The 25,161-nt window shown below is 71.7% G+C and carries 23 protein-coding genes; 14 read left to right on the forward strand and 9 right to left on the reverse strand.

Going from position 1 to position 25,161, the window contains the following annotated elements; all coding sequences use genetic code 11:
• The first annotated feature begins 17 nt into the window (after nt 1-17).
• Complete coding sequence (locus ACFWM2_RS03840) at nt 18-626, forward strand: TetR/AcrR family transcriptional regulator (protein WP_383272653.1); 609 nt, start codon at nt 18-20, stop codon at nt 624-626.
• Between the two features lie 117 nt (nt 627-743).
• A complete protein-coding gene (locus tag ACFWM2_RS03845) occupies nt 744-1,469 on the forward strand; it encodes a DUF2470 domain-containing protein (protein ID WP_383272655.1) in 726 nt (241 codons plus the stop codon).
• Here the strand turns inward: ACFWM2_RS03845 and ACFWM2_RS03850 are convergent.
• From ACFWM2_RS03850 to ACFWM2_RS03860, 3 genes are all read right to left on the reverse strand, one after another.
• Complete coding sequence (locus ACFWM2_RS03850) at nt 1,437-2,681, reverse strand: lactonase family protein (RefSeq protein WP_383272657.1); 1,245 nt, start codon at nt 2,679-2,681, stop codon at nt 1,437-1,439. The two genes, ACFWM2_RS03845 and ACFWM2_RS03850, sit on opposite strands and share 33 nt — an antisense overlap.
• 123 nt (nt 2,682-2,804) lie before the next feature.
• Entirely contained in the window at nt 2,805-3,827 is a 1,023-nt protein-coding gene (locus tag ACFWM2_RS03855) for a hypothetical protein (protein ID WP_383272659.1), read from the reverse strand.
• 107 nt (nt 3,828-3,934) lie between these two features.
• Nucleotides 3,935-5,167: an aromatic acid exporter family protein gene (locus ACFWM2_RS03860; protein WP_383272661.1), complete on the reverse strand. Its 1,233-nt coding sequence runs from the start codon at nt 5,165-5,167 to the stop codon at nt 3,935-3,937.
• Between the two features lie 115 nt (nt 5,168-5,282).
• On the opposite strand from ACFWM2_RS03860, the gene ACFWM2_RS03865 reads away from it, so the two are divergent.
• Nucleotides 5,283-5,879, forward strand: a complete 597-nt coding sequence (locus ACFWM2_RS03865) for a TIGR03086 family metal-binding protein (protein WP_383272663.1) — start codon at nt 5,283-5,285, stop codon at nt 5,877-5,879.
• An 84-nt stretch (nt 5,880-5,963) separates the two neighbouring features.
• On the opposite strand, the gene ACFWM2_RS03870 is transcribed toward ACFWM2_RS03865, so the two are convergent.
• The gene (locus tag ACFWM2_RS03870; RefSeq protein WP_383272665.1) at nt 5,964-6,458 is read right to left on the reverse strand and encodes an FBP domain-containing protein; all 495 of its coding nucleotides are present in this window, start codon (nt 6,456-6,458) and stop codon (nt 5,964-5,966) included.
• Between the two features lie 86 nt (nt 6,459-6,544).
• On the opposite strand from ACFWM2_RS03870, the gene ACFWM2_RS03875 reads away from it, so the two are divergent.
• Nucleotides 6,545-7,456: a DUF3626 domain-containing protein gene (locus ACFWM2_RS03875; protein ID WP_383272667.1), complete on the forward strand. Its 912-nt coding sequence runs from the start codon at nt 6,545-6,547 to the stop codon at nt 7,454-7,456.
• Here the strand turns inward: ACFWM2_RS03875 and ACFWM2_RS03880 are convergent.
• A complete protein-coding gene (locus ACFWM2_RS03880; RefSeq protein ID WP_383272669.1) occupies nt 7,396-8,037 on the reverse strand; it encodes a PAS domain S-box protein in 642 nt (213 codons plus the stop codon). The two genes, ACFWM2_RS03875 and ACFWM2_RS03880, sit on opposite strands and share 61 nt — an antisense overlap.
• Before the next feature lie 210 nt (nt 8,038-8,247).
• Between ACFWM2_RS03880 and ACFWM2_RS03885 the strand changes: the two genes are divergently transcribed.
• The 3 genes from ACFWM2_RS03885 (at nt 8,248) to ACFWM2_RS03895 (ending at nt 11,827) form a co-directional block, all read left to right on the forward strand.
• The gene (locus tag ACFWM2_RS03885) at nt 8,248-11,421 is read left to right on the forward strand and encodes a cytochrome P450 (RefSeq protein ID WP_383272671.1); all 3,174 of its coding nucleotides are present in this window, start codon (nt 8,248-8,250) and stop codon (nt 11,419-11,421) included.
• 62 nt (nt 11,422-11,483) lie between these two features.
• Entirely contained in the window at nt 11,484-11,690 is a 207-nt protein-coding gene (locus ACFWM2_RS03890) for a hypothetical protein (protein WP_383272673.1), read from the forward strand.
• Between the two features lie 2 nt (nt 11,691-11,692).
• The gene (locus tag ACFWM2_RS03895) at nt 11,693-11,827 is read left to right on the forward strand and encodes a hypothetical protein (RefSeq protein ID WP_383272675.1); all 135 of its coding nucleotides are present in this window, start codon (nt 11,693-11,695) and stop codon (nt 11,825-11,827) included.
• Here the strand turns inward: ACFWM2_RS03895 and ACFWM2_RS03900 are convergent.
• From ACFWM2_RS03900 to ACFWM2_RS03915, 4 genes are read right to left on the reverse strand one after another with little or no spacing between them, the layout of a single operon-like run.
• A complete protein-coding gene (locus ACFWM2_RS03900) occupies nt 11,824-13,182 on the reverse strand; it encodes a GH1 family beta-glucosidase (RefSeq protein ID WP_383272677.1) in 1,359 nt (452 codons plus the stop codon). The two genes, ACFWM2_RS03895 and ACFWM2_RS03900, sit on opposite strands and share 4 nt — an antisense overlap.
• A gap of 29 nt (nt 13,183-13,211) precedes the next feature.
• Nucleotides 13,212-14,051: a carbohydrate ABC transporter permease gene (locus ACFWM2_RS03905; protein ID WP_383274121.1), complete on the reverse strand. Its 840-nt coding sequence runs from the start codon at nt 14,049-14,051 to the stop codon at nt 13,212-13,214.
• Between the two features lie 25 nt (nt 14,052-14,076).
• Nucleotides 14,077-15,075, reverse strand: a complete 999-nt coding sequence (locus ACFWM2_RS03910) for a carbohydrate ABC transporter permease (RefSeq protein ID WP_383272679.1) — start codon at nt 15,073-15,075, stop codon at nt 14,077-14,079.
• A gap of 14 nt (nt 15,076-15,089) precedes the next feature.
• Entirely contained in the window at nt 15,090-16,406 is a 1,317-nt protein-coding gene (locus tag ACFWM2_RS03915; RefSeq protein ID WP_383272681.1) for an ABC transporter substrate-binding protein, read from the reverse strand.
• Nucleotides 16,407-16,578: 172 nt separating this feature from the next.
• Here ACFWM2_RS03915 and ACFWM2_RS03920 point away from each other — a divergent pair, with 172 nt between their 5' ends.
• The 7 genes from ACFWM2_RS03920 to ACFWM2_RS03950 all read left to right on the forward strand — a co-directional run bounded on the left by ACFWM2_RS03920 (nt 16,579) and on the right by ACFWM2_RS03950 (nt 25,152).
• Nucleotides 16,579-17,868 carry an ROK family protein gene (locus tag ACFWM2_RS03920; protein ID WP_383272683.1) on the forward strand — a complete coding sequence of 430 codons (1,290 nt, stop codon included), beginning with the start codon at nt 16,579-16,581 and terminating at the stop codon, nt 17,866-17,868.
• A gap of 109 nt (nt 17,869-17,977) precedes the next feature.
• Nucleotides 17,978-18,223, forward strand: a complete 246-nt coding sequence (locus tag ACFWM2_RS03925; protein WP_383272685.1) for a hypothetical protein — start codon at nt 17,978-17,980, stop codon at nt 18,221-18,223.
• Between the two features lie 19 nt (nt 18,224-18,242).
• Entirely contained in the window at nt 18,243-21,488 is a 3,246-nt protein-coding gene (gene fdh / locus ACFWM2_RS03930; protein ID WP_383272687.1) for a formate dehydrogenase, read from the forward strand.
• Nucleotides 21,485-22,327, forward strand: coding sequence for a 4Fe-4S dicluster domain-containing protein (locus ACFWM2_RS03935; protein WP_383272689.1), 843 nt, complete (start codon nt 21,485-21,487; stop codon nt 22,325-22,327). The genes fdh and ACFWM2_RS03935 overlap by 4 nt, the downstream gene beginning before the upstream one ends.
• Nucleotides 22,324-23,295 carry an NrfD/PsrC family molybdoenzyme membrane anchor subunit gene (gene nrfD, locus ACFWM2_RS03940; RefSeq protein WP_383272691.1) on the forward strand — a complete coding sequence of 324 codons (972 nt, stop codon included), beginning with the start codon at nt 22,324-22,326 and terminating at the stop codon, nt 23,293-23,295. Before ACFWM2_RS03935 ends, nrfD begins: the two co-directional genes overlap by 4 nt.
• 67 nt (nt 23,296-23,362) lie before the next feature.
• Nucleotides 23,363-23,641 carry a helix-turn-helix domain-containing protein gene (locus ACFWM2_RS03945; RefSeq protein WP_383272693.1) on the forward strand — a complete coding sequence of 93 codons (279 nt, stop codon included), beginning with the start codon at nt 23,363-23,365 and terminating at the stop codon, nt 23,639-23,641.
• Nucleotides 23,638-25,152: a helix-turn-helix domain-containing protein gene (locus ACFWM2_RS03950; protein WP_383272695.1), complete on the forward strand. Its 1,515-nt coding sequence runs from the start codon at nt 23,638-23,640 to the stop codon at nt 25,150-25,152. The genes ACFWM2_RS03945 and ACFWM2_RS03950 overlap by 4 nt, the downstream gene beginning before the upstream one ends.
• Nucleotides 25,153-25,161 lie beyond the last annotated feature (9 nt).

The following is a 25,161-nucleotide window of genomic DNA, read 5'->3' on the forward strand; positions in this document are numbered from 1 at the left end:
TCAAGTAAAGTGCGGCCATGGCCGGGAACCAGGGGGAGCGCACGCGCCGTCGGCTCAGTACCGAGGAGCGCCGGGAGGAGCTGCTGGCGGTCGGGGCGCGACTGTTCTCGGAGAGCCCCTACGACGACGTCCTGATCGAGCGGGTCGCCGAGATCGCCGGTGTCTCCCGCGGGCTGCTCTACCACTACTTCCCGACGAAACGGGACTTCTTCGCCGCCGTCGTCGAGCGCGAGAGCGGGCGCATGCTGCGGATGACGGCGGCCGTGCCGGGGATCCCGGTCCGCGAACAGCTGGGTGCGGGGCTCGACACCTTCCTCGGGTACGTGCAGGAGCACGCGCACGGCTTCCGCGCCTTCCACCGCGCCGACGCGGCGGGCGACCAGGCCGTACGGAAGGTCTACCAGCGCGCGTTGGCGGCGCAGGAGCGGCAGATCCTCCAGGCGCTCGCCGCGGATCCGGAACTGGGCTGGGTGCCCGACGACCGCCCCGAACTCCGGATCGCGGTGCGGGGATGGCTGGCCTTCACCACGGCCGTCTGTCTGGAGTGGCTCAGGGACCCGCGGCTCTCCCGCGAGCAGGTGCGCGACCTGTGCGCGCGAGCGCTGCTCGGGGCGATCACCCCCTGATCCGGCTCCCGGCCGGGGTCCGCGCCGGGAACAAGGCGTGCACGGAATGGCGAGGCATGGTTGGCGTGCACCCCGATCTTCGATAGGTTAGGCAAGCCTTACCTAAGGAGGTTTCTGATGGGTGACCGTCACACCTGGACGGCCGCGCCCGCCGCGGCCGAACGCGCCCGCTCCGTACTCGCCGCGGCCTGGTCCTGCACGGTGACCGCGGAGGGTGGCCGGGAGGATTTCCTCGACGCGCACACCGTCACCGCGGACGGCCGGGTGCTCCTGCACGTACCGGAGGACAGCAGCCTGCTCGCGGCCGCGATCTGCGCGCCCCGCGGAGAGCCGTCCGCCGTGCTGGAGTTCGCCGATGTGGCGCCCGTTCCGGTCCGCAGCCGGATCCGCGCCCGGCTCTGGCTCGCGGGCTGGTTCGTCGTCGAGGAGGGACATCTCGCGTTCCGGGCCTCTCGCATCGTCCTGCGGGAGGCCGGCGGCGCGGTCGTGGTGGACCTCGACGAGTTCGCCGCCGCCGAACCGGACCCGCTCGCGACGGCCGAGGCCAAGCTGCTCACCCATCTCGCGGACGCTCACCCGGACGCGGTGGAGCGCCTCACCCGGCTCGTCGAACCCGACAGCCTGCACGGCGCGGTCCGGGTGCTGCCGCTTGCCGTCGACCGGCACGGACTCACTCTGCGCATCGAGCGGGTACGCGGCAACGGCGACGTACGACTGCCTTTCCACGCACCCGCCGACGGCGTCACGCAGCTCACGGAACGCATGCACGTCCTGCTCGCCCAGGCGAGCTCGGCCGGCTGCCCCCGTGCCCTACAGCGGCAGCGCACAGACGGCGACCGGTGAGGCGAACGGGGCGCCCGCCGACCGCAGTTCGCCGCCGGCCAGGTCGACGTGGAAGACGCTGACCGTGCCCGACTTCTGGTTCGCCGCGAAGAGCAGCCGCTCGTCCGGTGAGAACGCGATCTGGCGCGGGAAGTCGCCGCCGACCGGCACGGTGTCCAGCAGCCTCAGCCGGGCACCGTCCGCCTCGACGGCGTAACGGGTCAGGCTGTTGTGGCCGCGGTTGGCGAGATACGCGTACGACCCGTCCGACGTCACCAGGATCTGCGCGGGGTAACTCGTGCCCGCGCCCGTGCCCGTGGGCTGCGGATCGCCCGGTGTCAGCCGCCCGCTGGCCGGGTCGTAGGCGCAGACCACGACGGTGTTGTCGACCTCGTTGGCCAGATAGGCGAAGCGGCCGCGGGGGTGGAAGGTGAGATGTCGCGGGCCCGCGCCCGGCCGCGTGTGCGCCTGGGAGACCTCGGTGAGCGTGCCCTTCGACGTGTCCAGACGGTACGTGTACACCGTGTCCGTGCCCAGATCGACGGCGAGCACGTGGCCGCCGTCGGGGCTGGTGATGAACTGGTGGGCGTGCGGGCCCTGTTGACCGGGTCCGGGTGCCGGGCTGGAGTGCGTGACCAGGGCGCTGCGCTCACCGAGCGCGCCCGAGGCGTCGATGGGGTGCACGGCCACGTTTCCCGAGACGTAGTTGGCGCTGAGCAGCCAGCGTCCGCCCGGGTGCACCGACAGATGGCAGGGGCCCGCTCCGCCGGTGCTCCTGGTGCCCAGCACCTTGTTCGTCGCGACGCTTACGGCGGTCACTCCGCCGTTCTGCCGCTCATTGACGGCGTACAGCGTGCGGCCGTCCGGATGCAGGGCCAGATAGGACGGATCGCCGACGCCGGTGATCGCCCCGGCCCCCTTGATGCTCCCCGTCGACGCGTCGTACGTCGCCAGGCCGATGCCCGTGCCGCCGCCGGCCACCGAGGTGTAGGTGCCGAGGAACAGCCGGCGGGGGCCCGCCGGGCGGCCCGGCGACGGAGCGGCGGTGGGGGCGGTCTTGGCCGGAGTGGAGGTCCTCGGCGGCGTCGAGGGGCCCGACCCGGTGGCGGCCGGGACCGCGTCGCTCGGCGGGGCCGGGGCGGGTACGGTCGTCACCGCGGCGGCCGCCGCGAGCGCCCCCACGAAACGACGCCTGCTCCAGCCGCCGCGCTGCGGTTCTCCACCACTGCTCATGCCTGCACCTCGGGTGTCGGTTGCCTCAGCTGTGACAGCCACCTTGGCGTGCGACACCCGTGCCGTGCAAGAAGGGCAATGGCCGTTGCGTGAGACGCAACGGCCCGTCGACCGCGTTCCCGGCTACCAGTTGCCGTCCTCGACCGGCTTGCCCGGCGCGTCCCCGAGCGGTTTGACCTGGTGGGGCGAGGGCTGCTGCCACGGCTCGTGATCGTCACCGAGCCACTCGCCGACCGGCTTCACCCCGCCCAGGGCGTCCGTGGGCGCGACATCGGTGGCGCCCTCGTCGTAGTAGTCGAACCAGGGGAGCCCTGCCCGCGTGTACGCGGCACGGTCCACCGGCGACGGCGGCGGCTCCTCGCCCGTGATGCGCCGCCACTCCGGCGGCGTCACGAGATGCACGAACACGCGTCCGGCCGGCTGGTCGGCCCAGCTTCCGTGCGGCCGGCTGTCCTGGTAGACCTCCTGACGCATCGAGCCGCCGGCGCCCAGCCCCATCGCCGCCGCACGCGGCGGACTCGCCGCTCCGCCGGCCGGCGCGGCAGCCGCCGCCGGCGGCGCGGCGCCCCAGCCCCCGCCGGTGTAGCGAATCTCGGTCCGCGCGCGCTGCTCCTCGCGCCACGCGGCCAGCTTCTCCGGAGTAAGCGGGAAGGACTGCAACTGCAGGCCGCCCCACACCTCCTCGCCGGTGACCTGGCCTTCGACCGTGGCGCCGAGACCGAGGGGCACCGCGACGAACTGACGGACCGTCCCCTTGCCGGAGTTGATGCCGTCGAGCCACGGCTGGCGCGGCAGCACCACGTAGTTCTGCGGGTCCCGGTGCAGCTGGGCGCTCCAGGGCTTGCCCGAGATCGCGCACACCTTGCCGACGCCCACCTGCAGGGCGGCCGGCTCCGTCGAACCGCTGAAGCTCAGCCACATGGCCTCGCGGAGATACACCGGCAGCAGCACCCCGCCGCGCGCCCGCCACTCGGCGGGCACCGAGTCCGCGTAGTCCTCGACGCGGCGCAGCGGGAAGGTGCCCAGTCCGGGCGGCAGCGCGTGCGTACCCGTCTCGGGCAGCCGCAGCGTCCGCATGAACTGGACCTGCACGCCTCCGGGCAACAGCAGTGAGTTCCCATCGATCCGCACGGTGCCGTCAGGCATCCGGACACTCCCCTCGTCGGTGTGACGCCGCCGGTCGCGGCGGCGCCTCCTCGGATAGAACGTCGCGAAGGGGAGGGGTGGTTCCGCCGCGAGGTGCCGGAGCGCTCCTACTTCCGGCGCAGGCGGCGCGGCAGCCGGGTGTGCTGCCGCAGGCGGGTGAGGCGCGGCCAGCGCTCACGCTGCTCGCGCGTGCAGCGGTCCAGCTCCTCCAGCAGGCGGCGGGAGCGGTGCTCCATGTCGAGTTCGTCGAGGATGCGGTTGACCTCGGTCAGCACGGCCCCTTGCAGATGCCACAGCCGCGCGTCCCGCTGGATGCCCTCCAGGAACAACTGGGCCAGCTTGTCGCGCGTGGCGGCCGCCGTGGTGAGTTCGGCGCCGAGCCGGGCCTCGGCGGACTCGGCACTGCGGCTCACGTCCGTCGTCACCAGGACCGCGAAACTCACGATCGCGTCGGCCACCTCGGAGATCAGCTGCTCCAGGGCCGCCCCGGCCTGTGGCTCGAACAGCGGCTCGGGATCGTGCTCCTTGGCGAGATCGGTGAAGCTGCGCGCGAGCACCCGCAGGACCACCGTGCAGATCTCCAGCGTGTCCAGGCCCGTACGCAGCACCACACGGTGCAGCAGACCTTCGCGGACCCGCGGGTTGAGCTTGAGGCTCTCCTCGGCCTGCCGCAGCGCCGCGTCCACCTGGGAGATGTCCTGGTCCAGGCGGCGCGCCTCGTGGAGCCGCTCGGCCGCCTGCGCGTAGGGCGTGCGGCCGGCGGCCTCCTCGCCCAGTCGCAGCATCAGCTGCCGCATCCGGCGCGCCAGATCCTCGATGGACTCACCGGCCTTGCCCAGCCACACCGGGGGAGCGAACAGCAGGTTGCACGCGAGCCCCACGACCGCGCCGATCAACGTCTCCAGGATCCGGGCCCACGCGGTGTCGCCCACCCGCGTCACGCCGAGGACCAGCATGGCGCTGATCGCCACTTCGGGCACGAACTCGTCGACCCGCACGAGATGCCCCACCGCCAGCGAGGCCATGATGAGCAGCCCCAGACTCCACCAGGTGAGCCCGACCAGGACGCTGAAACCGATGGCGACGAGTACGCCGGCCACGACGGCGTTCACCCGGCGCATGCTGGTGGTGAGCGTGGCGTACAGGGTGACCTGCACGACCAGCAGGGCGGTGAGGGGGGCGGTGAGCGGCGCGGGCTCGGGACTGAGCCGTACGGCGACGACATAGGCGATGGTCGCGGCTGCCGTCGATCTCAGCGCCTGGACGACCACGGGTTCCTGACGGCGCTGTTTCACGAACCGGACGGCGGATGCCGCCCACTCACCACGTACCTCTTGCATCCTTGCGCTGTTCCCCTTTCACAGGTGTACCGAACGTCTTCCTTGAGGACCGTAACTGTCCGCAAGCGGGCCTAAGTTGTTCTCAAGAGCCAGGGGACAACGGGAGGGACCGGAAATGAGTGGCATTGAGGGCGTCGAGTTGCTGTCGCGGGCGCATGCCTACCTGCGCGAGGTGGTCGCGGCCGTGCCGGAGGGCGGCTGGGCCGCCTCGACGCCGTGCAGTGAGTGGACGGTACGGCAGGTAGTCAATCACGCACGTCTCGATCAGCAGGCGTACGGCGCTGTCGTCACCGGCCACGGGTTGCCGGACTCCGATCCCTTCCACCCCGCCGACGCGCTCGACGGGGACGCCGGGGCGGAGCTGGACAAAGTGCTGCGGGCAGTGGCCGAGGTCTACGCGGGGCTGGCCGCAGACGCGGGTGAGGTACCGACCCCGCTCGGGCCGCTGCCCTTCCCGGTCGCCGCCGCTGCGGCCGCCATGGACGCGGCCGTCCACGCCTGGGACATCGCCGTCGCGACCGGCCAGGACGCACCCCTGGCGGAGGACGTCGCCGAGGGGATCCGGCCCGCGGCGGAGCAGCTCGTGGACCATCTCCGCGAGGCGTACGGCGTCTTCGCGCCGGCGCGAGAGACTCCGGGCGGCGACGGGCGGGCCGAGGCGCTGCTGGCGTTCCTCGGACGGGATCCGCACTGGGCGCCCGCCGGGTCCTGACGCACTGCGGTCCCGGCCGCCGGGAGCGTTGGCCGCCGGTCCACGCGCGGTCCCCCGCACTGCCGGGAGTTTCGCCCCCGCGCCTCAGATGTCGAGCTTGCTCAGGAAGGCGGACAGATTGCCCACCGTCCGGGCGATCTGTTCCTCCAGCGTGAGGCTCTCCTCGAAGCGGCTCCCGGAGTCCGGCGCCTTCTTGCCGCGTACATAGAGGGAACAGGCGAGGTCGGTGCACATGTAGATGCCTACCGAGTTGCCCTCGCGTCCGGCGGCGCCCGCCTTGCGCGCGGTCATCAGCGAGACGCCGCTGCCCGGATGCGTCGTCAGACACAGCGAGCACATGCTGCGTTGCAGGAACCCGCGCTGGGAGGACGGGAAGCGCAGCGTGACGCCGATGAGCCGGCCGCCGTACTCGGTCACGAGATAGCTGCGGTCGGGCGCGCCGGGATCTCGCCAGCCGAGGAAGTCCAGGTGTTCCCAGGGGCGTTCGGTCAGATCGCGGGGGATCGCGAGGCGCTTCGCCTCACCCTTCGAGCAGTTGACGAATGAGTTGCGGATGTCCTGCTCGGTGAGTGATCTCATGGGGGGAGCTCCTGGGGTGCGGCACGATCCAACCTAGGGGTTCTAGGTAATCGCCTAAGTTACATAGCCCTCTGGGGGAGATTCCAATGAATTTCGGCACCGCCCGTACTCCCGGGACGGTCGGGGCGGCGCGGGAGCGGGCCCTGCGTCATGTGGCCGCGCGCTCGTCCGGCCCGGCCCTGGCGGCGGCGCTGCGGCTGACCCTGAACTTCCATCCCGACCGCGCTTCGGGCGGGCTGTCCATCCTGGAGACGCTGGTCCGGGACGGCTCCTACCACTCGCAGTTCGTCACCGGCACGAGCAACGGCGGGCTCACCGCGCACCCCGGCGGCGACCGCTGGCGCTGGGAGAGCCGGATCTTCGGCGGCTCGTACGACACGGCGCCCGCGCACGAACGCCCGGTGTACGGCGCCCTGAACTTCCGCCGCCAGGTGGTCGGCGCCGCACCCAGATTCGGCTCGTCGCACTTCCGGCTGGCCGGGGAGACGCTGCGGCGCGCCACGTTCTGCTATCCGGACAGCGCGGCCGAGCCCACCGCGTTCGGGGTCGCCGCCGGGATGTCCCTCATCGAGCTCGCCGAGGCGGACGAGCGCGACGCCCTGGACGACTACATCGAGGCGCAGGTCCACGGGGGCGTCGTCCTGGCACGGGACGTGGCGGCGCTCGTCCTGGACCCGAGTTACCGCGGTACGGCCGTGGAGGCGGCGGCCCGGCAGCTGCCCTGCCCGCTCGAGTGGCACCCGGGATACCGGCTGTCGGTCGAGGAGCTGCGACACCATCCGGACTTCCGGGGACCGGAGTTCGTCGAGCTGGGTGCCCGGATCGCCGAGGAGGGGCGGCTCGACCCGCGGATCATCGGGGACGCCGTACGTACGGGCCGCCACGAGCCGCAGGACCTGAAGAAGGTCTGGCACTGCCTGGCACGCTTCGGTGCCCCTCAGGGCGCGGGCACCGCCGTGGGCGGCCACACCCCGGCTGCCAGGACCCCCAGCGCGTAGGCACGGGCGACCAGTTCCGTACGGTTGGCCGCGTCCCAGCGCAGTGACAGCCGCCGCAGGTGGTAGTTGACGCCGTCCACGGTCAGGCCCGTCTCCCGCGCGGCCCGGGCCGTGGTCGCGCCGCCGGCGAGCAGCGCCAGGATGCCGACCTCGGCGGCACTGGCGGGCGGCTCGGGCCGCTCCTCGGCGGCGGCCGGCACCTCGCCGAGCACCCGGACCAGGACCAGCAGGGCCGTGGACGCCTCGGTGGAGTCGCTGACCGGGTCAGCGGTCAGCTCACCGTGCCGCCGTACCCCGTCGGCCGCGTCCCAGCGCACCGAGACCGGGTAGCGCGAGCGGTGGCCCAGGCGCAGCGCCTGCGCGATCCGCTCCACCTGCGTCGCCTCCTGCGGCCGGAACAGGTCCAGCACGTTGCGCCCGCGCAGCCCGCTCGGCGTGGTGCCCGACTCGGCGGCCATGGCCGGATTGGCCAGGACGACCTCCCCGTACACGTCGCAGATCGCGATCGGCATCGGGATGCGGTCGAAGAGCAGCATGGCGCGGTTGCGCCACACCACCCCGTCTCCGCGGACCAGGTCCACTGCGTTCTCCTGTCTGCGCCTGCCGTCTGGGGGCCGGGTCCGGCTCGCAGCGGCTCCCGCCGGCCTGCTGCCACCTCGCCGCCGCCGGGGCAAGCCCGGACCGGCCTTCCCCACTACACAATCATGTAGTGCGGTGGCGGGCGACCGGTGGTGACGGCGATCAGGCTTGAGGACAGGTCCTCCCGTCCCGCGAAAGGCAGTTGTCGCGCCATGTCCCCCACCGCGCCGCACTCGCAGCCCGTAGCCGCTCTCCCCGATGTGCCGCTCGTCGACATCTCCGACACCGGTCCCGGCCGTACGCCCATCCAGCAGGTGATGGAGCTGACGCGCCGGCACGGATCCGCGTTCGTACGACGGCTGCACGGGCGGGACACGCTGTTCGTGAGCGATCTCGACCTGATCACCGACCTGGCCGACGAGAACCGGTTCGCGAAGTCCGTGGTTCCCGCCCTGGAGAACGTCCGGGAGTTCGCTGCCGACGGGCTGTTCACGGCGTACAACGACGAGCCCAACTGGGCCAAGGCGCACGACATCCTGATGCCCGCCTTCGCGCTCGGCTCGATGCGCACGTACCACCCCGTCATGCTGCGCGTGGCCCGCAGGCTGATCGAGTCCTGGGACCGCGGCGCGCACGACGGACACCCGGTCGACGTCCCCGACGACATGACCCGGATGACGCTCGACACCATCGGACTCGCCGGATTCGGCTACGACTTCGGCTCCTTCGAGGGCACCGAACCGCACCCCTTCGTCGAGTCGATGGTGCGCTGCCTGGAGTGGAGCATGACCCGGCTGGGCCGTACGCCGGGCAGCGACCACACGGCGGAGGACGCGGCCTTCCGCGATGACGCGGCCTATCTGGCGCAGGTCGTGGACGACGTCATCGCCGCCCGCGTCGCGGACGGGGGCCAGGACTCCCCGGACGACCTCCTCGGGCTCATGCTCACCGCAGAGCACCCCGTCGAGGGCACCACGCTGGACACCGCCAACATCCGCAACCAGGTGATCACCTTCCTGATCGCGGGCCACGAGACGACGTCCGGCGCGATGTCCTTCGCGCTGTACTACCTGGCCAAGCACCCGGCCGTGCTCCAGCTCGTGCAGCGCGAGGTGGACGCCCTGTGGGGCGACACGGACGACCCCGAGCCCGACTTCGACGAGATCGGCCGGCTCACGTACACCCGGCAGGTGCTGAACGAGGCACTGCGGCTGTGGCCGACCGCTGCCGCGTTCGGCCGGGAGGCCCGCGAGGACACGCTGCTCGGCGGCCGCATCCCGGTCGCCGCCGGGCAGGCGGTCATCGTCCTCGCGCCGATGCTGCACCGGGAGCCGGTCTGGGGCGACAACCCCGAGCTGTTCGACCCCTCCCGCTTCACGCCCGAGGCGGAGGCGGCCCGTTCGCCGCACGCCTTCAAGCCCTTCGGGACCGGTGAACGCGCCTGCATCGGACGGCAGTTCGCGCTGCACGAGGCGACCATGCTGCTCGCCATGATCGTCCACCGTTACCGGCTGCACGACCACGCCGACTACCGTCTCGCGATCAAGGAGACGCTCACCCTCAAGCCCGAGGGGTTCACGCTCACCCTCACCCCGCGCACCTCCGCCGATCGCGTCCACGCGGCGCTCCCGGGCGCGGTCGCGGGCCGCCCGGAGTCCTCCGCCGCTGCGGACACGCTGCCGGCCCGGGTCCGCCCCGGCACCCGCGCCCTGTTCCTGCACGGCAGCAACTACGGCACCTGCCGGGACTTCGCCGCCGGGCTCGCCGACGAGGCCGCCGCGCTCGGCTGCGAGACGGAGGTGGCGCCCCTGGACGCGTACGCCGACGGCCTGCCCACCGACCGTCCCGTCGTCATCACCGCCGCCTCCTACAACGGCCGCCCCACGGACGACGCCACCGCCTTCGCCGCCGGGCTCGACGACGGGGCCGCTGCCGAAAACGTGACCTACGCAGTGCTCGGCGTCGGCGACCGCAACTGGGCCGCCACCTACCAGCACTTCCCGACCCGCATCGACGAGCGCCTGGCGGAGCTCGGCGGCAGCCGGCTGATGGAGCGCGCCGCGGCCGACGCCTCCGGCGACCTCACCGGCACGGTCCGCGCCTTCACCGCCGCCCTGCGCACCACCCTGCTGGAGCGGTACGGCGACCCGGACGCCACGCACACCGAGGAGCCCGAGGCCGCCTACGAGATCCGCACCCTGACCGGCGGACCCCTGGACGCCCTCGCCGAGCGGCACGGCCTTGCCCCGATGACCGTCACCGAGGCGTACGACCTCACCGCGCCCGGCCACCCGCGCACCAAGCGGTTCGTCCGACTGGCCCTGCCGGACGGCACCGCCTACCGCACCGGCGACCACCTCACGGTCCTCCCCGTCAACGACCCGGCTCTCGTCCGGCGGACCGCCGACGCCGTCGGCCTCGACCTCGACACGGTCCTGGACATCCGCGCCACCCGTCCGCGCCGGGACGGCATCGCGGTAGACCGGCCCGTGACGGTACGTCAACTCCTCACCTACTACGTCGAGTTGCAGGGCCGTCCGAGCGCCGGTCAGCTGTCCGTCCTCGCCGCGGCCAACCCGTGCCCGCCGGAGCGCGCCGCCCTCGCGTCACTCCCCGACGACGACCCGCGCACCCTGGTCGAGGTCTTCGAGGCGTACCCCGCGCTGCGCGGCGCACTGGACTGGCCGACCCTGCTCGACGTCCTCGCCCCGCTGCGCCCGCGCACGTACTCGGTGTCCTCCTCGCCCGCGACGGACCCCGGCCACGCCGACCTGATGGTCTCCCTCCTGGCGGCCCCGGCCCGGTCCGGCAACGGGACGTACCGGGGCGTCGGCTCGGGCCATCTGAACGTGGTCAAGCCCGGCGACACGGTCCTCGCCCGCGTCCAGCCCTGCCGGGAGGCCTTCCGCATCCCGAACGACACCGGGACGCCGGTCATCATGGTCGCGGCCGGCACCGGCCTCGCGCCCTTCCGCGGAGCCGTCGCCGACCGTGTGGCGCTCCGGGCCCGAGGTGTCCAACTGGCGCCCGCCGTCTGCTACTTCGGCTGTGACACCCCCGACGCGGACTTCCTGCACGCCGACGAGCTGCGCGCCGCCGAGGCCGCCGGGGCGGTCCGGCTGCGGCCGGCCTTCAGCGCGGCCCCGGTCGGCGGTGTGGCGTTCGTGCAGCACCGGATCGCCGCCGAGGCGGACGAGGTCTGGGACCTGCTGGCCTCCGGAGCCCGCGTCTACGTCTGCGGCGACGGTTCGCGGATGGCGCCCGGCGTCCGCGACGCCTTCCGCGCCCTCCACGCGGCCCGGCACCCCGGCGGGGACTCCACGCAGTGGCTGAACGACCTCATCGCGTCCGGGCGTTACGTCGAGGACGTGTACACAGCCGGCTGAAATTGGTGCGACCGGTGGGCCCGCTCCGGCAGAGTGGGCCCCACCGGTGACGAGGGGGTGCGGTGGACAGCTGGGAGCGGGCGCGGCGGATTCTCGACGCGGCGGGGCCGGCGTCCGGCCTCGCCGGGCTGAGCCACGAGCGGGGCCTCCTGCTGTCGGAGGCGGAGTTCTACCGCGCGGCGGCCACGGCCGGCGTACCGGCGCCCGGAGTCGTCTCGACGGCGGCGGATCACCACGCCTCGCCCTTTACCGCAGTTACCTCTGCCTGATCATGCTCGTCGAGACCGTGCCCCGCGCCCCCGGCGACGAACAGGTCGCCCGGGTGCGCGAGTCGGTGGCCCCGGCGCTGGTCACCGCCCTCGACGAGCTGAACCGGCTCGGCGAGGGCGATGTCCGTGCCTCCTAGGCGGCGTTGCGCCCGAGTTCCCCGTGGGCGCGGATGATGTCCGCGTACCGGAGCCCGGTGCCCTTGATCGTGCGCTTCTGCGTCTTGTAGTCGACGTGCACGAGCCCGAAGCGCTTGTCGTACCCGTACGCCCACTCGAAGTTGTCCAGCAGCGACCAGGCGAAGTAGCCGGCGAGCGGAACACCCTTGCGGACCGCCGACACGCAGGCCGCCAGGTGCTGTTCGAGGTAGTCGGTGCGCTCGGGGTCGTGCACGGTCCCGTCGGGGCGCACCACGTCGGGATAGGCGGAGCCGTTCTCCGTGACGTAGATCTTGCGGGCGCCGTAGTCCTCCGTGAGGCGCAGCAGCAGGCGCTCGATGCCCTCGGCGCCGACCTCCCAGTCCATCCCGGTGCGGGGCACGCCGAGACGGCGGACCGAGCGCACATGCGGAGCCGGCCCGGTCGGGTCGTCGGCGACGGTGGACGGGAAGTAGTAGTTGAGTCCCAGCCAGTCCAGGGGTTCGGCGATGGTCTCCAAGTCGCCCGGCTGCTCCGGGAGTTCGACGCCGTACACCTCGAGCATGTCCGCCGGGAAGCCGCGGCCGTGCACCGGGTCCAGCCACCAGCGGTTGGCGTGTCCGTCGAGGCGGCGGGCCGCGGCGACGTCCTCGGGACGCTCGGTGGCGGGCTCGACGCTGGACAGGTTGTTGACGATGCCGACCTCGGCGCCGGGGACCGCCGCACGGATCGCCTGGGTGGCCAGACCGTGACCGAGCAGCAGGTGGTACGAGGCCTGCACCGCGGCCGTGAGGTCCGTCCAGCCCGGGGCCATCCGGCCCTCCAGGTGGCCGATCCACGCCGAGCACAGCGGCTCGTTGAGCGGGGTCCAGTGCTTGACGCGGTCACCCAGCCGCTCCGCGACGACCGCCGCGTACGCGGCGAAGTGCTCCGCGGTCTCGCGCACCGGCCAGCCGCCCCGGTCCTGGAGCACCTGCGGCAGGTCCCAGTGGTAGAGGGTGACGGACGGCGTGATGCCCGCCTCCAGCAGGGCGTCGACCAGCCCGTCGTAGAAGTCCAGCCCCTTCGCGTTGACCGCACCGTCGCCGCCCGGCACGACGCGCGGCCAGGCGACGGACAACCGGTAGGCGTTGGTGCCGAGTTGCCGCATGAGCGCGATGTCCTCGCGCCAGCGGTGGTAGTGGTCGCAGGCGGTGTCCCCGTCGTCGCCGTTGTCGATTTTGCCGGGGGTGTGCGAGAAGGTGTCCCAGATGGAGGGGGAGCGGCCGTCCTCGCTGACGGCACCCTCGATCTGATAGGCCGACGTGGCCGTGCCCCACAGGAAGTCGTCGGGGAGAGCGGCAAGGTCGATGGTCACGGAAGTCCTTTCGGGGACAGGAGAGTTGGTCACTTGACGGCTCCCGCGGTGAGCCCGGTGACCAGATAGCGTTGGAGGAGGAGGAAGCCGGCGACCACGGGGACGCTGACGACGAGCGACGCGGCCATGATCTGGTTCCAGTAGACGTTGTAGAGCGTGGAGTAGCCCTGGAGCCCGACGGCGAGTGTGCGGGTTTCGTCGGTGGTCATCACCGACGCGAACAGCACCTCTCCCCAGGCGGTCATGAAGGCGTAGACCGCGACCGCGATGATGCCGGGGATCGCGGCCGGCACGACGACCCGGAACAGCGCGCCGAGCGGCCCGCAGCCGTCCACCAGTGCCGCCTCGTCCAAGTCGCGTGGCACGGAGTCGAAGTACCCGATCAGCATCCAGATCGAGAACGGGAGGGAGAAGGTGAGATACGTCAGGATCAGACCGCCGCGGGATCCGAACAGGGCGATGCCGGTGGCGTTGCCGATGTTGACGTAGAGGAGGAACAGCGGCAGCAGGAAGAGGATGCCGGGGAACATCTGGGTGGACAGCACGGTCACCGTGAACACGCGCTTGCCGCGGAAGTCGTAGCGGCTGACCGCATACGCGGCGAAGACCGCGATCACCACCGAGCAGACCGTCGCTGCGCCCGCCACGATCAGCGAGTTCGTGAAGTACTTGGCGAGCGGGATCGTCGTCCAGATGTCGATGTACGGGCGGATGGTCAGGCTGCTCGGCACCCATTGGAACTTCGACTGGACGTCCCCCAAGGGCTTCAGCGAGCTGGAGACCATGACGTAGACGGGCAGCAGGACGAACCCGGTGAGCACGGTGAGGAAGATCCGCCGGGTCCAGAGGAAGGACCGCGGTGGCGCCATCGGGGAGCGTGGCGTCGTGGAGGTGCTAGACATCGGCCGTCTTCCTTCCTCGGGAGGTCAGCAGGAGGTAGACGCCCGTCACGACGAGCAGGAAGAGCAGCAGCAGGACGGACATGGCGGAGCCGCTACCGAAGTTCCAGGTGATGAAGGAGGCCTGGTAGATGTGCACCGAGATGAGGTCCGCGGACGGCGGTGCGGTCTTGCCGAACAGGACGTACGGCGTGTTGAAGTCGTTGAACGTCCACAGGAACAGCACCAGGATCAGCACCTGGTTGACGGGGCGCAGCGACGGCAGGGTGATGCGGCGGATCTGCTGCCAGACGCCGGCGCCGTCGAGTGCGGCAGCCTCGTACAGCTCCTTGGGGATGTTCTGCAGGCCTGCCATGACGATGAGGAAGGCGAACGGCCAGCCCTTCCACACGGACACGGTGAGCAGCGCGTAGAAGGCGTTGTCACCGAGGAGCCAGAAGGACGGCTTGTCGGTGATGCCCAGCTGGTCGTGCAGGACGTGGTTCACCAGGCCGTTGTCGTGCTGGAACATGAAGACCCAGGTGATGACGGCCGCGTACACGGGCAGCGCGTACGGCACCAGGAACAGGGCGCGCAACAGGCCCCGGCCCCGGAAGGCGTCCTGCATGCAGATCGCGGCGGCCGTGCCGATCAGCCAGCACAGGCCGACCGACAGCAGGGTGAAGCCGACGGTGACGAAGAACGAGTCGAGCAGCGCCTTGCCGACGGGCGCGTCGAAGTCCACCGCTACCGAGTAGTTGTCCAGTCCGGACCAGGGAGCGGTGCCCCAGTCGCGGATGTAGAGCTGTGTGAGCTCCTTGAAGCTCACCACGATGCCGATCACCATCGGGATCAGGTGGACCAGCAGTTCGAGCAGCAGGGCGGGCAGAAGCAGCAGGTAGGGCAGTCCGATGCGCTTGATCCGCCCGGGGCGGCGCGGGCCGCGCGCCGCACCGGGGGAGTCCTTGCGCACCGTGCGATCGCCGGCCTCTTGGGAGGCGGTCGTGGTGGTCATGTTTGTGCTCGCGCTCACTTCGTCGGCATCTGCGTCTGGGCCTTTTCGAGCGCGGCCTTCACCGACGCGGTGGTCACCGGCTTTCCGGCGGCGGCGTCGGCGAACAGGTTCTTGATCGCCGTGCCGACCGCCGTCTCGAACTGGGACTCGTCGGCGACCTGCGGAAGCGCGACGCCGCTCTTGGCCAGCGTGTCCTTCAGGACGGCGGTCGCCGGGGTGTTGAAGGCAGGGTCCGACTGGGCGGCCTTGACCGGCGGGATGGAGCTGTACGCCTTGTTGAGGACCTTCTGCTCCGCGTCGCTGGTCATGAACTTCACGAACTTGGTGGCGCCGTCGAGGTTGTGGGTGTCCTTGAAGACGGCCAGGTTGATGCCCGCGACCATCGAGTTGACGTTCGTGCCGGTCCCCGGGGTGCCCGACTGCACCGGCACCGGAGCGATGCCGAAGGCGTCCGCCTTCATGCCCTGCGACTCGAGGTTGGAGGACGCGGACTGCCACAGCAGCATCCCCGTCTTGCCCTTGGCGAAGTCGCTCACGGACTGGTTCTGCGCGTACTCGGCGTTGCCCGGCGCGACCACCTTGTCCTTGGCCATCAGGTCGACGAACTGCTTGACCCCGGCGACGGCGCCGTCGTTGGTGAAGTCCGGCTTCCCGTCGGCGGTGAAGAAGTCGGCCCCGTGCTGCTTGGCGAAGATGTAGCTGTGGTGGATGTTCTCCGCCGGGTTCGAGCCTTCGAAGGCCGCGCCCCACTTGCCGCCCTTGGAAAGCTTCTTGCCGTCGGCGACGAACTCGTCCCAGGTCGTCGGCGGCTTCGAGATGCCGGCATCCTTGAACATCTGCTTGTTGTAGTAGAGCGCGTACGCCATCGAGTACAGCGGCACCGCCGCCGGGTCCTTGCCCTCCGCGCCCGTCGAGCCGAGGGCCGAGTCGACGAAGCGGTCCTTGCCGCCGATCTTGTCGAAGTTCTTCGCGTCCCACGGCAGCAGCGCGCCGGTCGCCTGCAGCGAGGCGCTCCAGGTGTTGCCGATGTTCAGGACGTCGGGGCCCTGTCCGGAGGTGGTCGCGGTGAGGATCCGGTTGAGCAGGTCCGACCAGGGCACGACCTCCACCTTCACCTTGATGCCGGTGTCCTTCTCGAACTTGTCGAGCTCGGGCTGGAGGACCTTCTTGTCGACCTCGACGCTGGCCCCCTGGTTGGAGGCCCAGTAGGTCAGCGTCTTCGGTGAGTCGTTGGACCCGCCCCCCGTCGACGAGCCGCCGCCACAGGCGGTCACGGCGGTGAGCATGGAGACAGTGACCGCACCGGCGGCCGCGGCTCGGATTCTGCGCATGGTCTCAGGCGTCCCTTTCCGGAGAAGCAGCCACGAGAGGGTCGGGCATGCGTTCACTTCCCGAACGCCCATCATGACTTAATTTAGGATGTGAGTTAAGACTCGGAAGAAAGTCGCGTCAAGGGATTGCACAGGGGTATCTTGCAGGTCGGGCGAACCAGAAGGGTGCCACATGGCGGGGCGGAACGGTCGAACAGTGCGTGACCTGCGGCGGGGCAATCGCACCGCCGTGCTGCAACGGTTGTATTTCGACGGACCGATGAGCCGCTACGAGCTGGGCCCGGCCACCGGACTGAGTTCCGGTTCCATCAGCAACGTGGTCGCGGAGCTGGTCGCCGACGGCCTGGTCGAGGAGGCCGGCAGCGTCGACTCCGACGGCGGCCGCCCCCGCACCCTGCTGCGGGTCGCACCCGCCAGCGGCTACATGATCGGCGTGGACGTCGGCGAGACCCGCGTACGCGTCGAGCTCTTCGACCTCACTCTCGCCGAACTCGCCCGCACCGAACGGCCGCTGGAGCAGCAGGGCTACGACGTCGAGGTCATCGTGGGGCATATCCGCGACGGTATCGCCGAGGTGCTGGCCGAGGCGGAGATCGCCCCGGAGCAGCTCCTCGGTGTCGGCATCGGCGTCCCCGGCATCGTCGCCCGCACCCCCGAACTCGGCGCCGTGGTCCACGGCCAGACGATCGGCTGGGACGCCGTGCCGCTGGAATCCCTGCTCCGCTCCACCTGCCGGCTCCCCGACTCCGTGCCGTTCTTCGCGGACAACGGCGCCAAGACGCTCGGCCAGGCCGAGATGTGGTTCGGCGCCGGCCGCGGTGCCCGCAACGCGGTCGTCGTCCTCTTCGGCTCCGGCGTCGGCGCCTGCCTGGTCACGGAGGACGTGGAGTACGGACGGTCCGTGGAATGGGGCCACCTGACCGTACGGGTCAGGGGCCGCCGCTGCCGCTGCGGCGCCCTGGGCTGCCTGGAGGCCTACGCGGGCGCCGAGGCCCTCCTCGACCGCTGGCGCGAGGCGGGCGGACAGCCCCCTGAGGACACCGACGAGGAGACCGCGCTCACCGCGATGCTCGCCGCGGCCTACCCGCCCGAGGGCACCGAGCCCGACCCCGTGGCGCTCGCCGTCCTGGAGGAGACCGCCGAGTACCTGGGCGCGGGCCTCTCCGACCTGATCAACCTCTTCCAGCCCGAGCGGATCCTCATCGGCGGGTGGGCGGGCCTCCAGCTCGGCTCCCGCTTCCTGCCCGCCGTCCGCCGGTTCGCCGCCTCGTACGCCCTGCGCTATCCGGCCGAGCGCGTCACCATCGAGCTCGGCAGGCTCGGCCCGGACGCGGTCACGGTCGGGGCGGCGATCCTGCCGCTCGCCGACTTCTTCACCCGGGGCGGCCGGCGCGCCGAAGCCGTCCGGCAGGGGCGCTCACCCGCCTGGCGCACGGCGATGGAGGAGCGCGCTCCGCACTGATCGGCGGCAGGTGGTTTCGCCGGCGACTCCCGCGGTACCCGCGCTTCGCCGACGGCGGCCCGGCGAGCGCGTGCGGGTCTCGCCGACCTGCTGAAGAATGGAGCGCGCTGTGACCGACCACCGGCTGGAGGGTCCCGGCGAGAACGGCGATCCGATCCCGCGGGACCTGCCCGACCAGCAGGCCCATGAGGGGGAGGACGCCTGGGACGTCGCCCCGGCATCCGGGGGTGACGACGAGGACGACTCCGCCACGGACGTGCCCGACACGGACGAGGCGGGCACGTCCCGACAGGGTTCCGCCCGCTCGGACACCGTCCATCCGGAGCACCCCGGTCCCGACGAGTCCCCGGCCTGACCGCAGACAGGGAGCCCCGATGGGTGTGACCGACCGGTTCCGCCGCTGGCCCGTCTACCGCCAGCTGACCGGGGAGGACCGCCTGGGCCGCGGCGAAGCCGCGAAGTCCGGGCACACGGAGCGGCTCCGGCCGCGGACCGAGACCGCCGACCGCGTCGTGTCGTCCGTCTGCCCCTACTGCGCGGTCGGCTGCGCCCAGCAGGTGTACGTCAAGGACGAGAAGGTCGTCCAGATCGAGGGCGATCCCGCCTCCCCCGTCAGCCGCGGCCGCCTCTGCCCCAAGGGCTCCGCGACGCTCCAGCTCACCACCGGCCCGGCCCGCCGCCACCAGGTGCTCTACCGGCGCCCTTACGGCACCGCATGGGAGCCGCTCGACCTGGAGACGGCCATGGACATGGTCGCCGAGCGGGTGATCCGCACCCGGCGCGACACCTGGGAGTGGGAGCGGGAGGGAGTGCGCACGGCCCGCACGATGGGCATCGCCAGCCTGGGCGGCGCGACCCTCGACAACGAGGAGAACTACCTCATCAAGAAGCTGCTGACCGGCCTTGGCGTGGTCCAGGTGGAGAACCAGGCCCGGGTCTGCCACAGCTCGACCGTCGCCGGCCTCGGTACCTCGTTCGGCCGCGGCGGCGCGACCACCTTCATGCAGGACCTCCAGCACTCCGACTGCATCGTCATCCAGGGCTCCAACTACGCGGAGGCCCACCCCGTCGGTTTCCAGTGGGTGATGGAGGCCAAGGCCCGCGGTGCCCGCATCATTCACGTCGACCCGCGCTACACCCGCACCAGCGCCCTCGCCGACCTGCACGTCCCGATCCGGGCCGGCAGCGACATCGCCTTCCTCGGCGGGATCATCAACCATGTCCTCACCGAGGAGAAGGACTTCCGCGAGTACGTCCTCCACTACACCAACGCGGCCACGCTGGTCAGCGAGGACTTCCGGGACACCGAGGACCTGGACGGCGTCTTCTCCGGACTGGACGAGGACAAGCGGCACTACGACCCGAGGAGCTGGCAGTACGAGGGCGTGGAGGTCCAGCAGCCCACCGGCGCGGTCGACGAGCAGTACGAGGAGCGGACGCGCCAGTCCGGCGGCTCCGAGACGCACGGTTCCGGTGGCGCCCGCACCGACCCCGTACCGCCCCGCGACGAGACACTCCAGCACCCGCGCTGCGTCTACCAGGTCCTCAAGCGGCACTTCGCCCGCTACACCCCCGAGATGGTCGAGGACATCTGCGGCGTGCCCCGCGCGACCTTCCTGCGCGTGTGCGACGACCTGACGTCCAACTCGGGCCGGGAGCGCACCAGTGCCTTCGTGTACGCCGTCGGCTGGACCCAGCACTCGGTCGGCTCCCAGTACATCCGCGCCGCGAGCATCCTCCAGCTGCTGCTCGGCAACATCGGCCGCCCCGGCGGAGGCATCCAGGCCCTCCGCGGCCACGCCTCCATCCAGGGCTCCAGCGACATCCCGACCCTCTACAACCTGCTCCCCGGCTATCTGCCCATGCCGCACGCCCACGCGCATCTGGACCTCGACGACTTCGTCGCCACGAGCCGCACGGAGAAGGGCTTCTGGGCCGACATGCGGGCCTACTTCGTCAGCCTCCTGAAGGCGTACTACGGCGACGCGGCCACGGCCGACAACGACTTCTGCTTCGATCACCTGCCGCGGCTGACGGGCTCCCACTCCACGTACGAGACGGTCATGGCGCAGCTCGACGGAGAGTGCAAGGGCTATTTCCTGATGGGCGAGAACCCCGCGGTGGGGTCCGCCAACACCCGGTTGCAGCGCCTGGGCATGGCCGAGCTGGAGTGGCTGGTCGTCCGGGACTTCTCGCTCATCGAGTCCGCGACCTGGTGGCAGGACGGACCCGAGATCGAGAGCGGCGAGCTGCGCACCGAGGACATCGGCACGGAGGTGTTCTTCTTCCCGGCCGCCGCGCACACCGAGAAGTCCGGCTCCTTCACCAACACCAACCGCTGGGTGCAGTGGCACTACGCGGCGGTTGAGCCCGAGGGCGACGCGCGCAGCGATCTGTGGTTCATGTACCACCTCGGCCGCCGCATCAGGGAGCGGCTGGCCGCCTCCACCGACCCGATGGACCGCGCCGTCCAGGACCTCACCTGGGACTACCCGGTGACCGGGCCCCTGAAGGAACCGGTCGCCGACGCCGTCCTTGCGGAGATCAACGGCCATGGCCCCGACGGCGGTCCGCTCAGCGCGTACACCGAGCTGAAGGACGACGGGTCGACCCGGTGCGGCTGCTGGATCTACTGCGGGGTGTACGCCGACGGGGTCAACCAGGCGGCCCGCAGGAAGCCCGGGTCCGAGCAGGACTGGGTGGCCGCCGAATGGGCCTGGGCCTGGCCCGCCAACCGCCGCATCCTCTACAACCGTGCCTCGGCGGCCCCCGACGGCACCCCCTGGAGCGCACGCAAGGCGTACGTCTGGTGGGACGAGGACGCCGGGAAGTGGACCGGGCACGACGTCCCCGACTTCGTCCCCGACCGTGCCCCCGGCTTCGTACCGGACGAGGACGCCACCGGGCCCGACGCGCTGCGCGGTGACGACCCGTTCATCATGCAGGCCGACGGCAAGGGCTGGCTGTACACACCGGCCGGACTGGAGGACGGCCCGCTGCCCGCGCACTACGAGCCGCAGGACTCGCCGTTCACCAACGCCCTCTACCCGGCCACGCCCCGCTCTCCGGTACGCCAGTTGCTGCCGCGCGAAGGCAATCGGTACCACCCCGGCGCGGGCGAACCGGGCGCGGACGTCTATCCGTACGTCGTGACCACGCACCGGCTGACCGAGCACTTCACGGCGGGCGGCATGAGCCGCTGGTCGCCCTATCTGTCCGAACTGCAGCCGGAGCTCTTCTGCGAGCTCTCCCCGGAACTCGCCGCCGAACGCGGTCTGGAGCACGGCGGCTGGGCGACCGTCATCACGGCACGCAACGCCATCGAGGCGCGCGTCATGGTGACCGAACGGATCCGGCCGCTGCGGGTCCAGGGCCGTACCGTCCACCAGATCGGACTGCCCTTCCACTGGGGCCCCAACGGAGTCTCCACCGGTGACGCGGCCAACGAACTGGTCGCCATCGCGCTCGACCCCAACGCCCACATCCAGGAGGACAAGGCGCTGACGGCCGACATCCGGCCGGGCCGCCGGCCCCGCGGAGCCGACCTGCCGCGTCTGGTCGCCGAGTACCGCCGCCGCGCGGGCATCACCGCCACCACCGGAACGGAGACCCGTACATGAGCGAGGAACGGGTCGGGTTCTTCACCGACACCTCGGTGTGCATCGGCTGCAAGGCGTGCGAGGTGGCCTGCAAGGAGTGGAACGCGATCCCGGAGGACGGGCTCACCCTCACCGGCATGTCGTACGACAACACCGGGGCACTCGGCGCCTCCACCTGGCGGCACGTGGCATTCATCGAACAGCCGCAGCCGCAGCCGCAGCCGGACGGTCGCACGGAACTGCCGCTGGCGCAGGGCGAGTCGGCGCCCACTCCCGAGGGTGACGGCATGCGCTGGCTGATGTCCTCCGACGTGTGCAAGCACTGCACCCACGCCGCCTGTCTGGACGTGTGCCCGACGGGCTCGCTCTTCCGCACGGAGTTCGGCACCGTCGTCGTCCAGGCGGACATCTGCAACGGCTGCGGCTACTGCGTCCCCGCCTGCCCGTACGGCGTGATCGAGCAACGGCCGTCCGACGGGCGGGCGTTCAAGTGCACCATGTGCTACGACCGGCTCGGCGCCGGCCAGGAACCGGCCTGTGCCAAGGCCTGTCCCACCGAGTCCATCCAGTTCGGCCCGCTGGACGAACTGCGTGAACGGGCCGCGCTCCGGGTCGACCAGCTCCACGAGGCCGGCGTCACCGACGCCCACCTCTACGGGGACGACCCCGAGGACGGAGTGGGCGGCGACGGCGCCTTCTTCCTGCTGCTGGACCGGCCCGAGGTGTACGGGCTGCCGCCGGACCCCGTCGTCACCACCCGTGACCTGCCCGCCATGTGGAAGCACGCGGGCGCGGCGGCCCTGTCGCTGCTCGGCGGTGTGGCGCTGTCGTTCGCCGTGGCCGGAAGGGGACGCCGATGACCAGCTCCCGGAGCGGGAGTCCGCAGGAGCCGACGCGGCGGCGCGGGAAGGGACGCCGCGGTGAGCAACTGATGGTCCCGCGGGCCGAGTTCGAGTCGTACTACGGGCGGCCCGTCATCAAGGCCCCGTCCTGGGAAGCGCGGGACATCGCCGGGTACTTCTTCCTCGGCGGGCTCGCCGGTGCGGGCTCGGTGTTCGCGGCGGGCGCCCAGCTGACCGGCCGTACCACCACGGCGACCGCGATGAAGGTCTCCTCCCTCACGGCCGTCTCGCTGTCCGCCGTCGCTCTCGTCCACGACCTCGGGCGGCCCAGCAGGTTCGCGAACATGCTCCGGGTCTTCAAGCCCACCTCGCCGATGAGCGTCGGCTCCTGGCTGCTGTCGGTGTACGGGCCGGCGGCGGGCGCGGCGGCGATGAGCGCCGTGACCGGGCGGCTGCCGAGGGCCGGTGCCGTCGCGACGGGCGCCGCCGCACTGCTCGGACCTGCCGTCGCCGCGTACACCGGGGTCCTCGCGGCGGACACCGCCGTCCCGGCCTGGCACGGCGCCCACCGTGAACTCCCGTACCTCTTCGCGGCGTCCGCGACCGCGGCCGCCGCGGGGATGGCGCTGGTCGTCGGCCCCTCGCGGGAGACCGGGCCGGCCCGCTGCGCCGCCGCGCTGGCCGGGCTGGCGGAGACGGCGGTCACCCGGGCCGCGGAACACCGCCTCGGCATGGTCGCGGAGACCTACCGGGAAGGGCGGGCCGGCACCCTGCTGCGTGCCGCCCGCGCCCTCACCGTCGGCGGCGCGCTCGGCGGCGCCCTCCTCGGCGGCCGCTCGCGCGGTGCGGCGGCCGTCTGCGGGCTCGCCCTCCTCGGCGGCTCGGCCTGCACACGCTTCGGCGTCTTCGCCGCGGGGATCGCCTCGGCCCGGGATCCGAAGTACACGGTGGTTCCCCAGCGGGAGCGGCTCGGGCAGAAGACCTGATCGACTCACGCATGCGTTGACGGCAATCCTCATGCTGAAAACGCATGGAACCCGTTAAGCTCCCCGGATGGGAATGTCCTTGGGAGAGCGAGTGCGGTCGGCGGTGGCCTCCTTGATGCACGCGTCGGGCGAGTCGCAGGCCGACGTCGCCGCGGCCCTCGGTGTGAGCCAGGCGCAGGTGAGCCGCCGTCAGTCCGGCGGCGCGGCCTGGAGCCTCGCCGACTGCGACGCGCTGGCCGCGCACTACGGAATCGACGTCCTGGACCTGCTGGCGGGGCCGACGCGGGCCTGCGAGTGCCTGCCGGCCGGGCGGCGCCGCACAGACGCGCGGGCGGTGGCGCGATGACGGACTTCGAAGCGATCGACGCCCTGCTCGCCGGCGCCCGGGAGGAGGTCGAACTGCCGTCGGCCGAGGAGCGCCGCGAGCTGCGCGCGGGACTGAACCTGTCGCGGGCCCAGGTGGCCCAGGTCCTCGGCGTCAGCCCGTCGACCGTCGGGGGGTGGGAGTCCGGACGTGACCCCAGCGGTGTCGTACGCGAGAAGTACGCGTACTTCCTGGAGGGTGCGCGGGCCAAACGGGAGGAGCGGGTCGCGGCCCTGGCCCGGGCGACGTCGGGAAGTGAGGCTGAGGAGCCGGCGGACGCGGGGGCCGAGCCGGCCGACGTGTCCCCGCCGGATTCCGGGGCGGACGACGTGGAGGCTCTCACGACGCCACGGCCCTGCGTGCTGTGCGGCCGGCCGGCCCACCACCAAGTCGCCGGATTTCCACAGCACTTGGACCCAGCGGAGTGCGGTGGTGCCGAGGAGTCCGCGCAGCCGGCGGGAACCGGAACGCCTGCGGGCGCGCCCCGAGCCGGGGGACCGGCGCAGTCGGTGAGGATCGTGCCCGTGGGGCGCCGTGTGCAGGCGGCCTCCGACGTTCCCGACCTGATCGGCGAAGCCGTCGCGGCGGCGCTCGCCCGGCACGAGGGCGATGTGGAGGCGGCGACCGCGGCCCTGGTGAAGCGGGCCATCCCGGACGCGATGGCGCTGCTGGACGAGACCCGCAAGGGCGGGCGCTACGACGTCGTGGCGCACCCCTGGATCCCGGACGTCCTGCGCAAACAGAGCGCGCGCGGCGCCGACCAGATCTGGGAGGCCCGCCCCAAGTGGATCCGCCCCGAACTGCCCGCCGGCCCGCACGAGGTGACCGCGCTCGACATCAACGGCGCCTATCTGTCGGCGCTCAAGACCCATCTGCCGATCGGCCGGCTGGAGCACTCCACCGGCTTCGGCCACGACCGGCGCCGCGCCGGCGTCCACCTCATCACTCCGCCCGTCTGGGAGCACGAGGCGGTCCTGCCCAATCCGCTGGGCAACCGCGACGAGGCGGGCCCCCTGTGGGTCACCGAACCCACCCTGCGCCTGCTCCTGCGGCTGTCCTCGCCGAAGTACGGCCTGTGCGAACCGCCCGAGATCCACGAGTCGTTCACCTCGGGCGCGACGGAGGGACTCCTGGAGAAGTTCCGCATCGCGCTCAAGGACGCCCGGGACGGGGCGATCGCGCAGGAGGACGAGGTGACGTTGGAGTACGTGAAGGCGATGTACTCCAAGTTCGTCTCCACGATGGGGGAGTCCAACTACAACCGTGAGCTGTACCGCCCCGACTGGATGCACCTCATCCGCTCCCAGGCCTTCGCCAACCTCTGGATGAAGGCGTACAAGGCGTACGACGAGGGACTCACGGTCGTCCGGGCGATGGGCACCGACGAACTGCACGTCATCGGGGACTGGCGGCAGGTCTTCCCGGAGGGCCGCGGCGTCTCAGAGGTGAAGATCAAGGACACGTACGCCGTCGGCGAGGACACCGCACCCTGACCGGGCCTT

This window comes from Streptomyces sp. NPDC058371 (genome assembly GCF_042723265.1).
Lineage (GTDB): Bacteria > Actinomycetota > Actinomycetes > Streptomycetales > Streptomycetaceae > Streptomyces.

Bases quoted from the DNA above. Each gene is read 5' to 3' on its own strand.
- ACFWM2_RS03840 (WP_383272653.1), top strand. From the start codon at position 18: ATGGCCGGGAACCAGGGGGAGCGCACGCGCCGTCGGCTCAGTACCGAG.
- ACFWM2_RS03845 (WP_383272655.1), top strand. From the start codon at position 744: ATGGGTGACCGTCACACCTGGACGGCCGCGCCCGCCGCGGCCGAACGC.
- ACFWM2_RS03850 (WP_383272657.1), bottom strand. From the start codon at position 2,681: ATGAGCAGTGGTGGAGAACCGCAGCGCGGCGGCTGGAGCAGGCGTCGT.
- ACFWM2_RS03855 (WP_383272659.1), bottom strand. From the start codon at position 3,827: ATGCCTGACGGCACCGTGCGGATCGATGGGAACTCACTGCTGTTGCCC.
- ACFWM2_RS03860 (WP_383272661.1), bottom strand. From the start codon at position 5,167: ATGCAAGAGGTACGTGGTGAGTGGGCGGCATCCGCCGTCCGGTTCGTG.
- ACFWM2_RS03865 (WP_383272663.1), top strand. From the start codon at position 5,283: ATGAGTGGCATTGAGGGCGTCGAGTTGCTGTCGCGGGCGCATGCCTAC.
- ACFWM2_RS03870 (WP_383272665.1), bottom strand. From the start codon at position 6,458: ATGAGATCACTCACCGAGCAGGACATCCGCAACTCATTCGTCAACTGC.
- ACFWM2_RS03875 (WP_383272667.1), top strand. From the start codon at position 6,545: ATGAATTTCGGCACCGCCCGTACTCCCGGGACGGTCGGGGCGGCGCGG.
- ACFWM2_RS03885 (WP_383272671.1), top strand. From the start codon at position 8,248: ATGTCCCCCACCGCGCCGCACTCGCAGCCCGTAGCCGCTCTCCCCGAT.
- ACFWM2_RS03895 (WP_383272675.1), top strand. From the start codon at position 11,693: ATGCTCGTCGAGACCGTGCCCCGCGCCCCCGGCGACGAACAGGTCGCC.
- ACFWM2_RS03905 (WP_383274121.1), bottom strand. From the start codon at position 14,051: ATGGCGCCACCGCGGTCCTTCCTCTGGACCCGGCGGATCTTCCTCACC.
- ACFWM2_RS03910 (WP_383272679.1), bottom strand. From the start codon at position 15,075: ATGACCACCACGACCGCCTCCCAAGAGGCCGGCGATCGCACGGTGCGC.
- ACFWM2_RS03915 (WP_383272681.1), bottom strand. From the start codon at position 16,406: ATGCGCAGAATCCGAGCCGCGGCCGCCGGTGCGGTCACTGTCTCCATG.
- ACFWM2_RS03920 (WP_383272683.1), top strand. From the start codon at position 16,579: ATGGCGGGGCGGAACGGTCGAACAGTGCGTGACCTGCGGCGGGGCAAT.
- fdh (WP_383272687.1), top strand. From the start codon at position 18,243: ATGGGTGTGACCGACCGGTTCCGCCGCTGGCCCGTCTACCGCCAGCTG.
- ACFWM2_RS03935 (WP_383272689.1), top strand. From the start codon at position 21,485: ATGAGCGAGGAACGGGTCGGGTTCTTCACCGACACCTCGGTGTGCATC.
- nrfD (WP_383272691.1), top strand. From the start codon at position 22,324: ATGACCAGCTCCCGGAGCGGGAGTCCGCAGGAGCCGACGCGGCGGCGC.
- ACFWM2_RS03945 (WP_383272693.1), top strand. From the start codon at position 23,363: ATGGGAATGTCCTTGGGAGAGCGAGTGCGGTCGGCGGTGGCCTCCTTG.
- ACFWM2_RS03950 (WP_383272695.1), top strand. From the start codon at position 23,638: ATGACGGACTTCGAAGCGATCGACGCCCTGCTCGCCGGCGCCCGGGAG.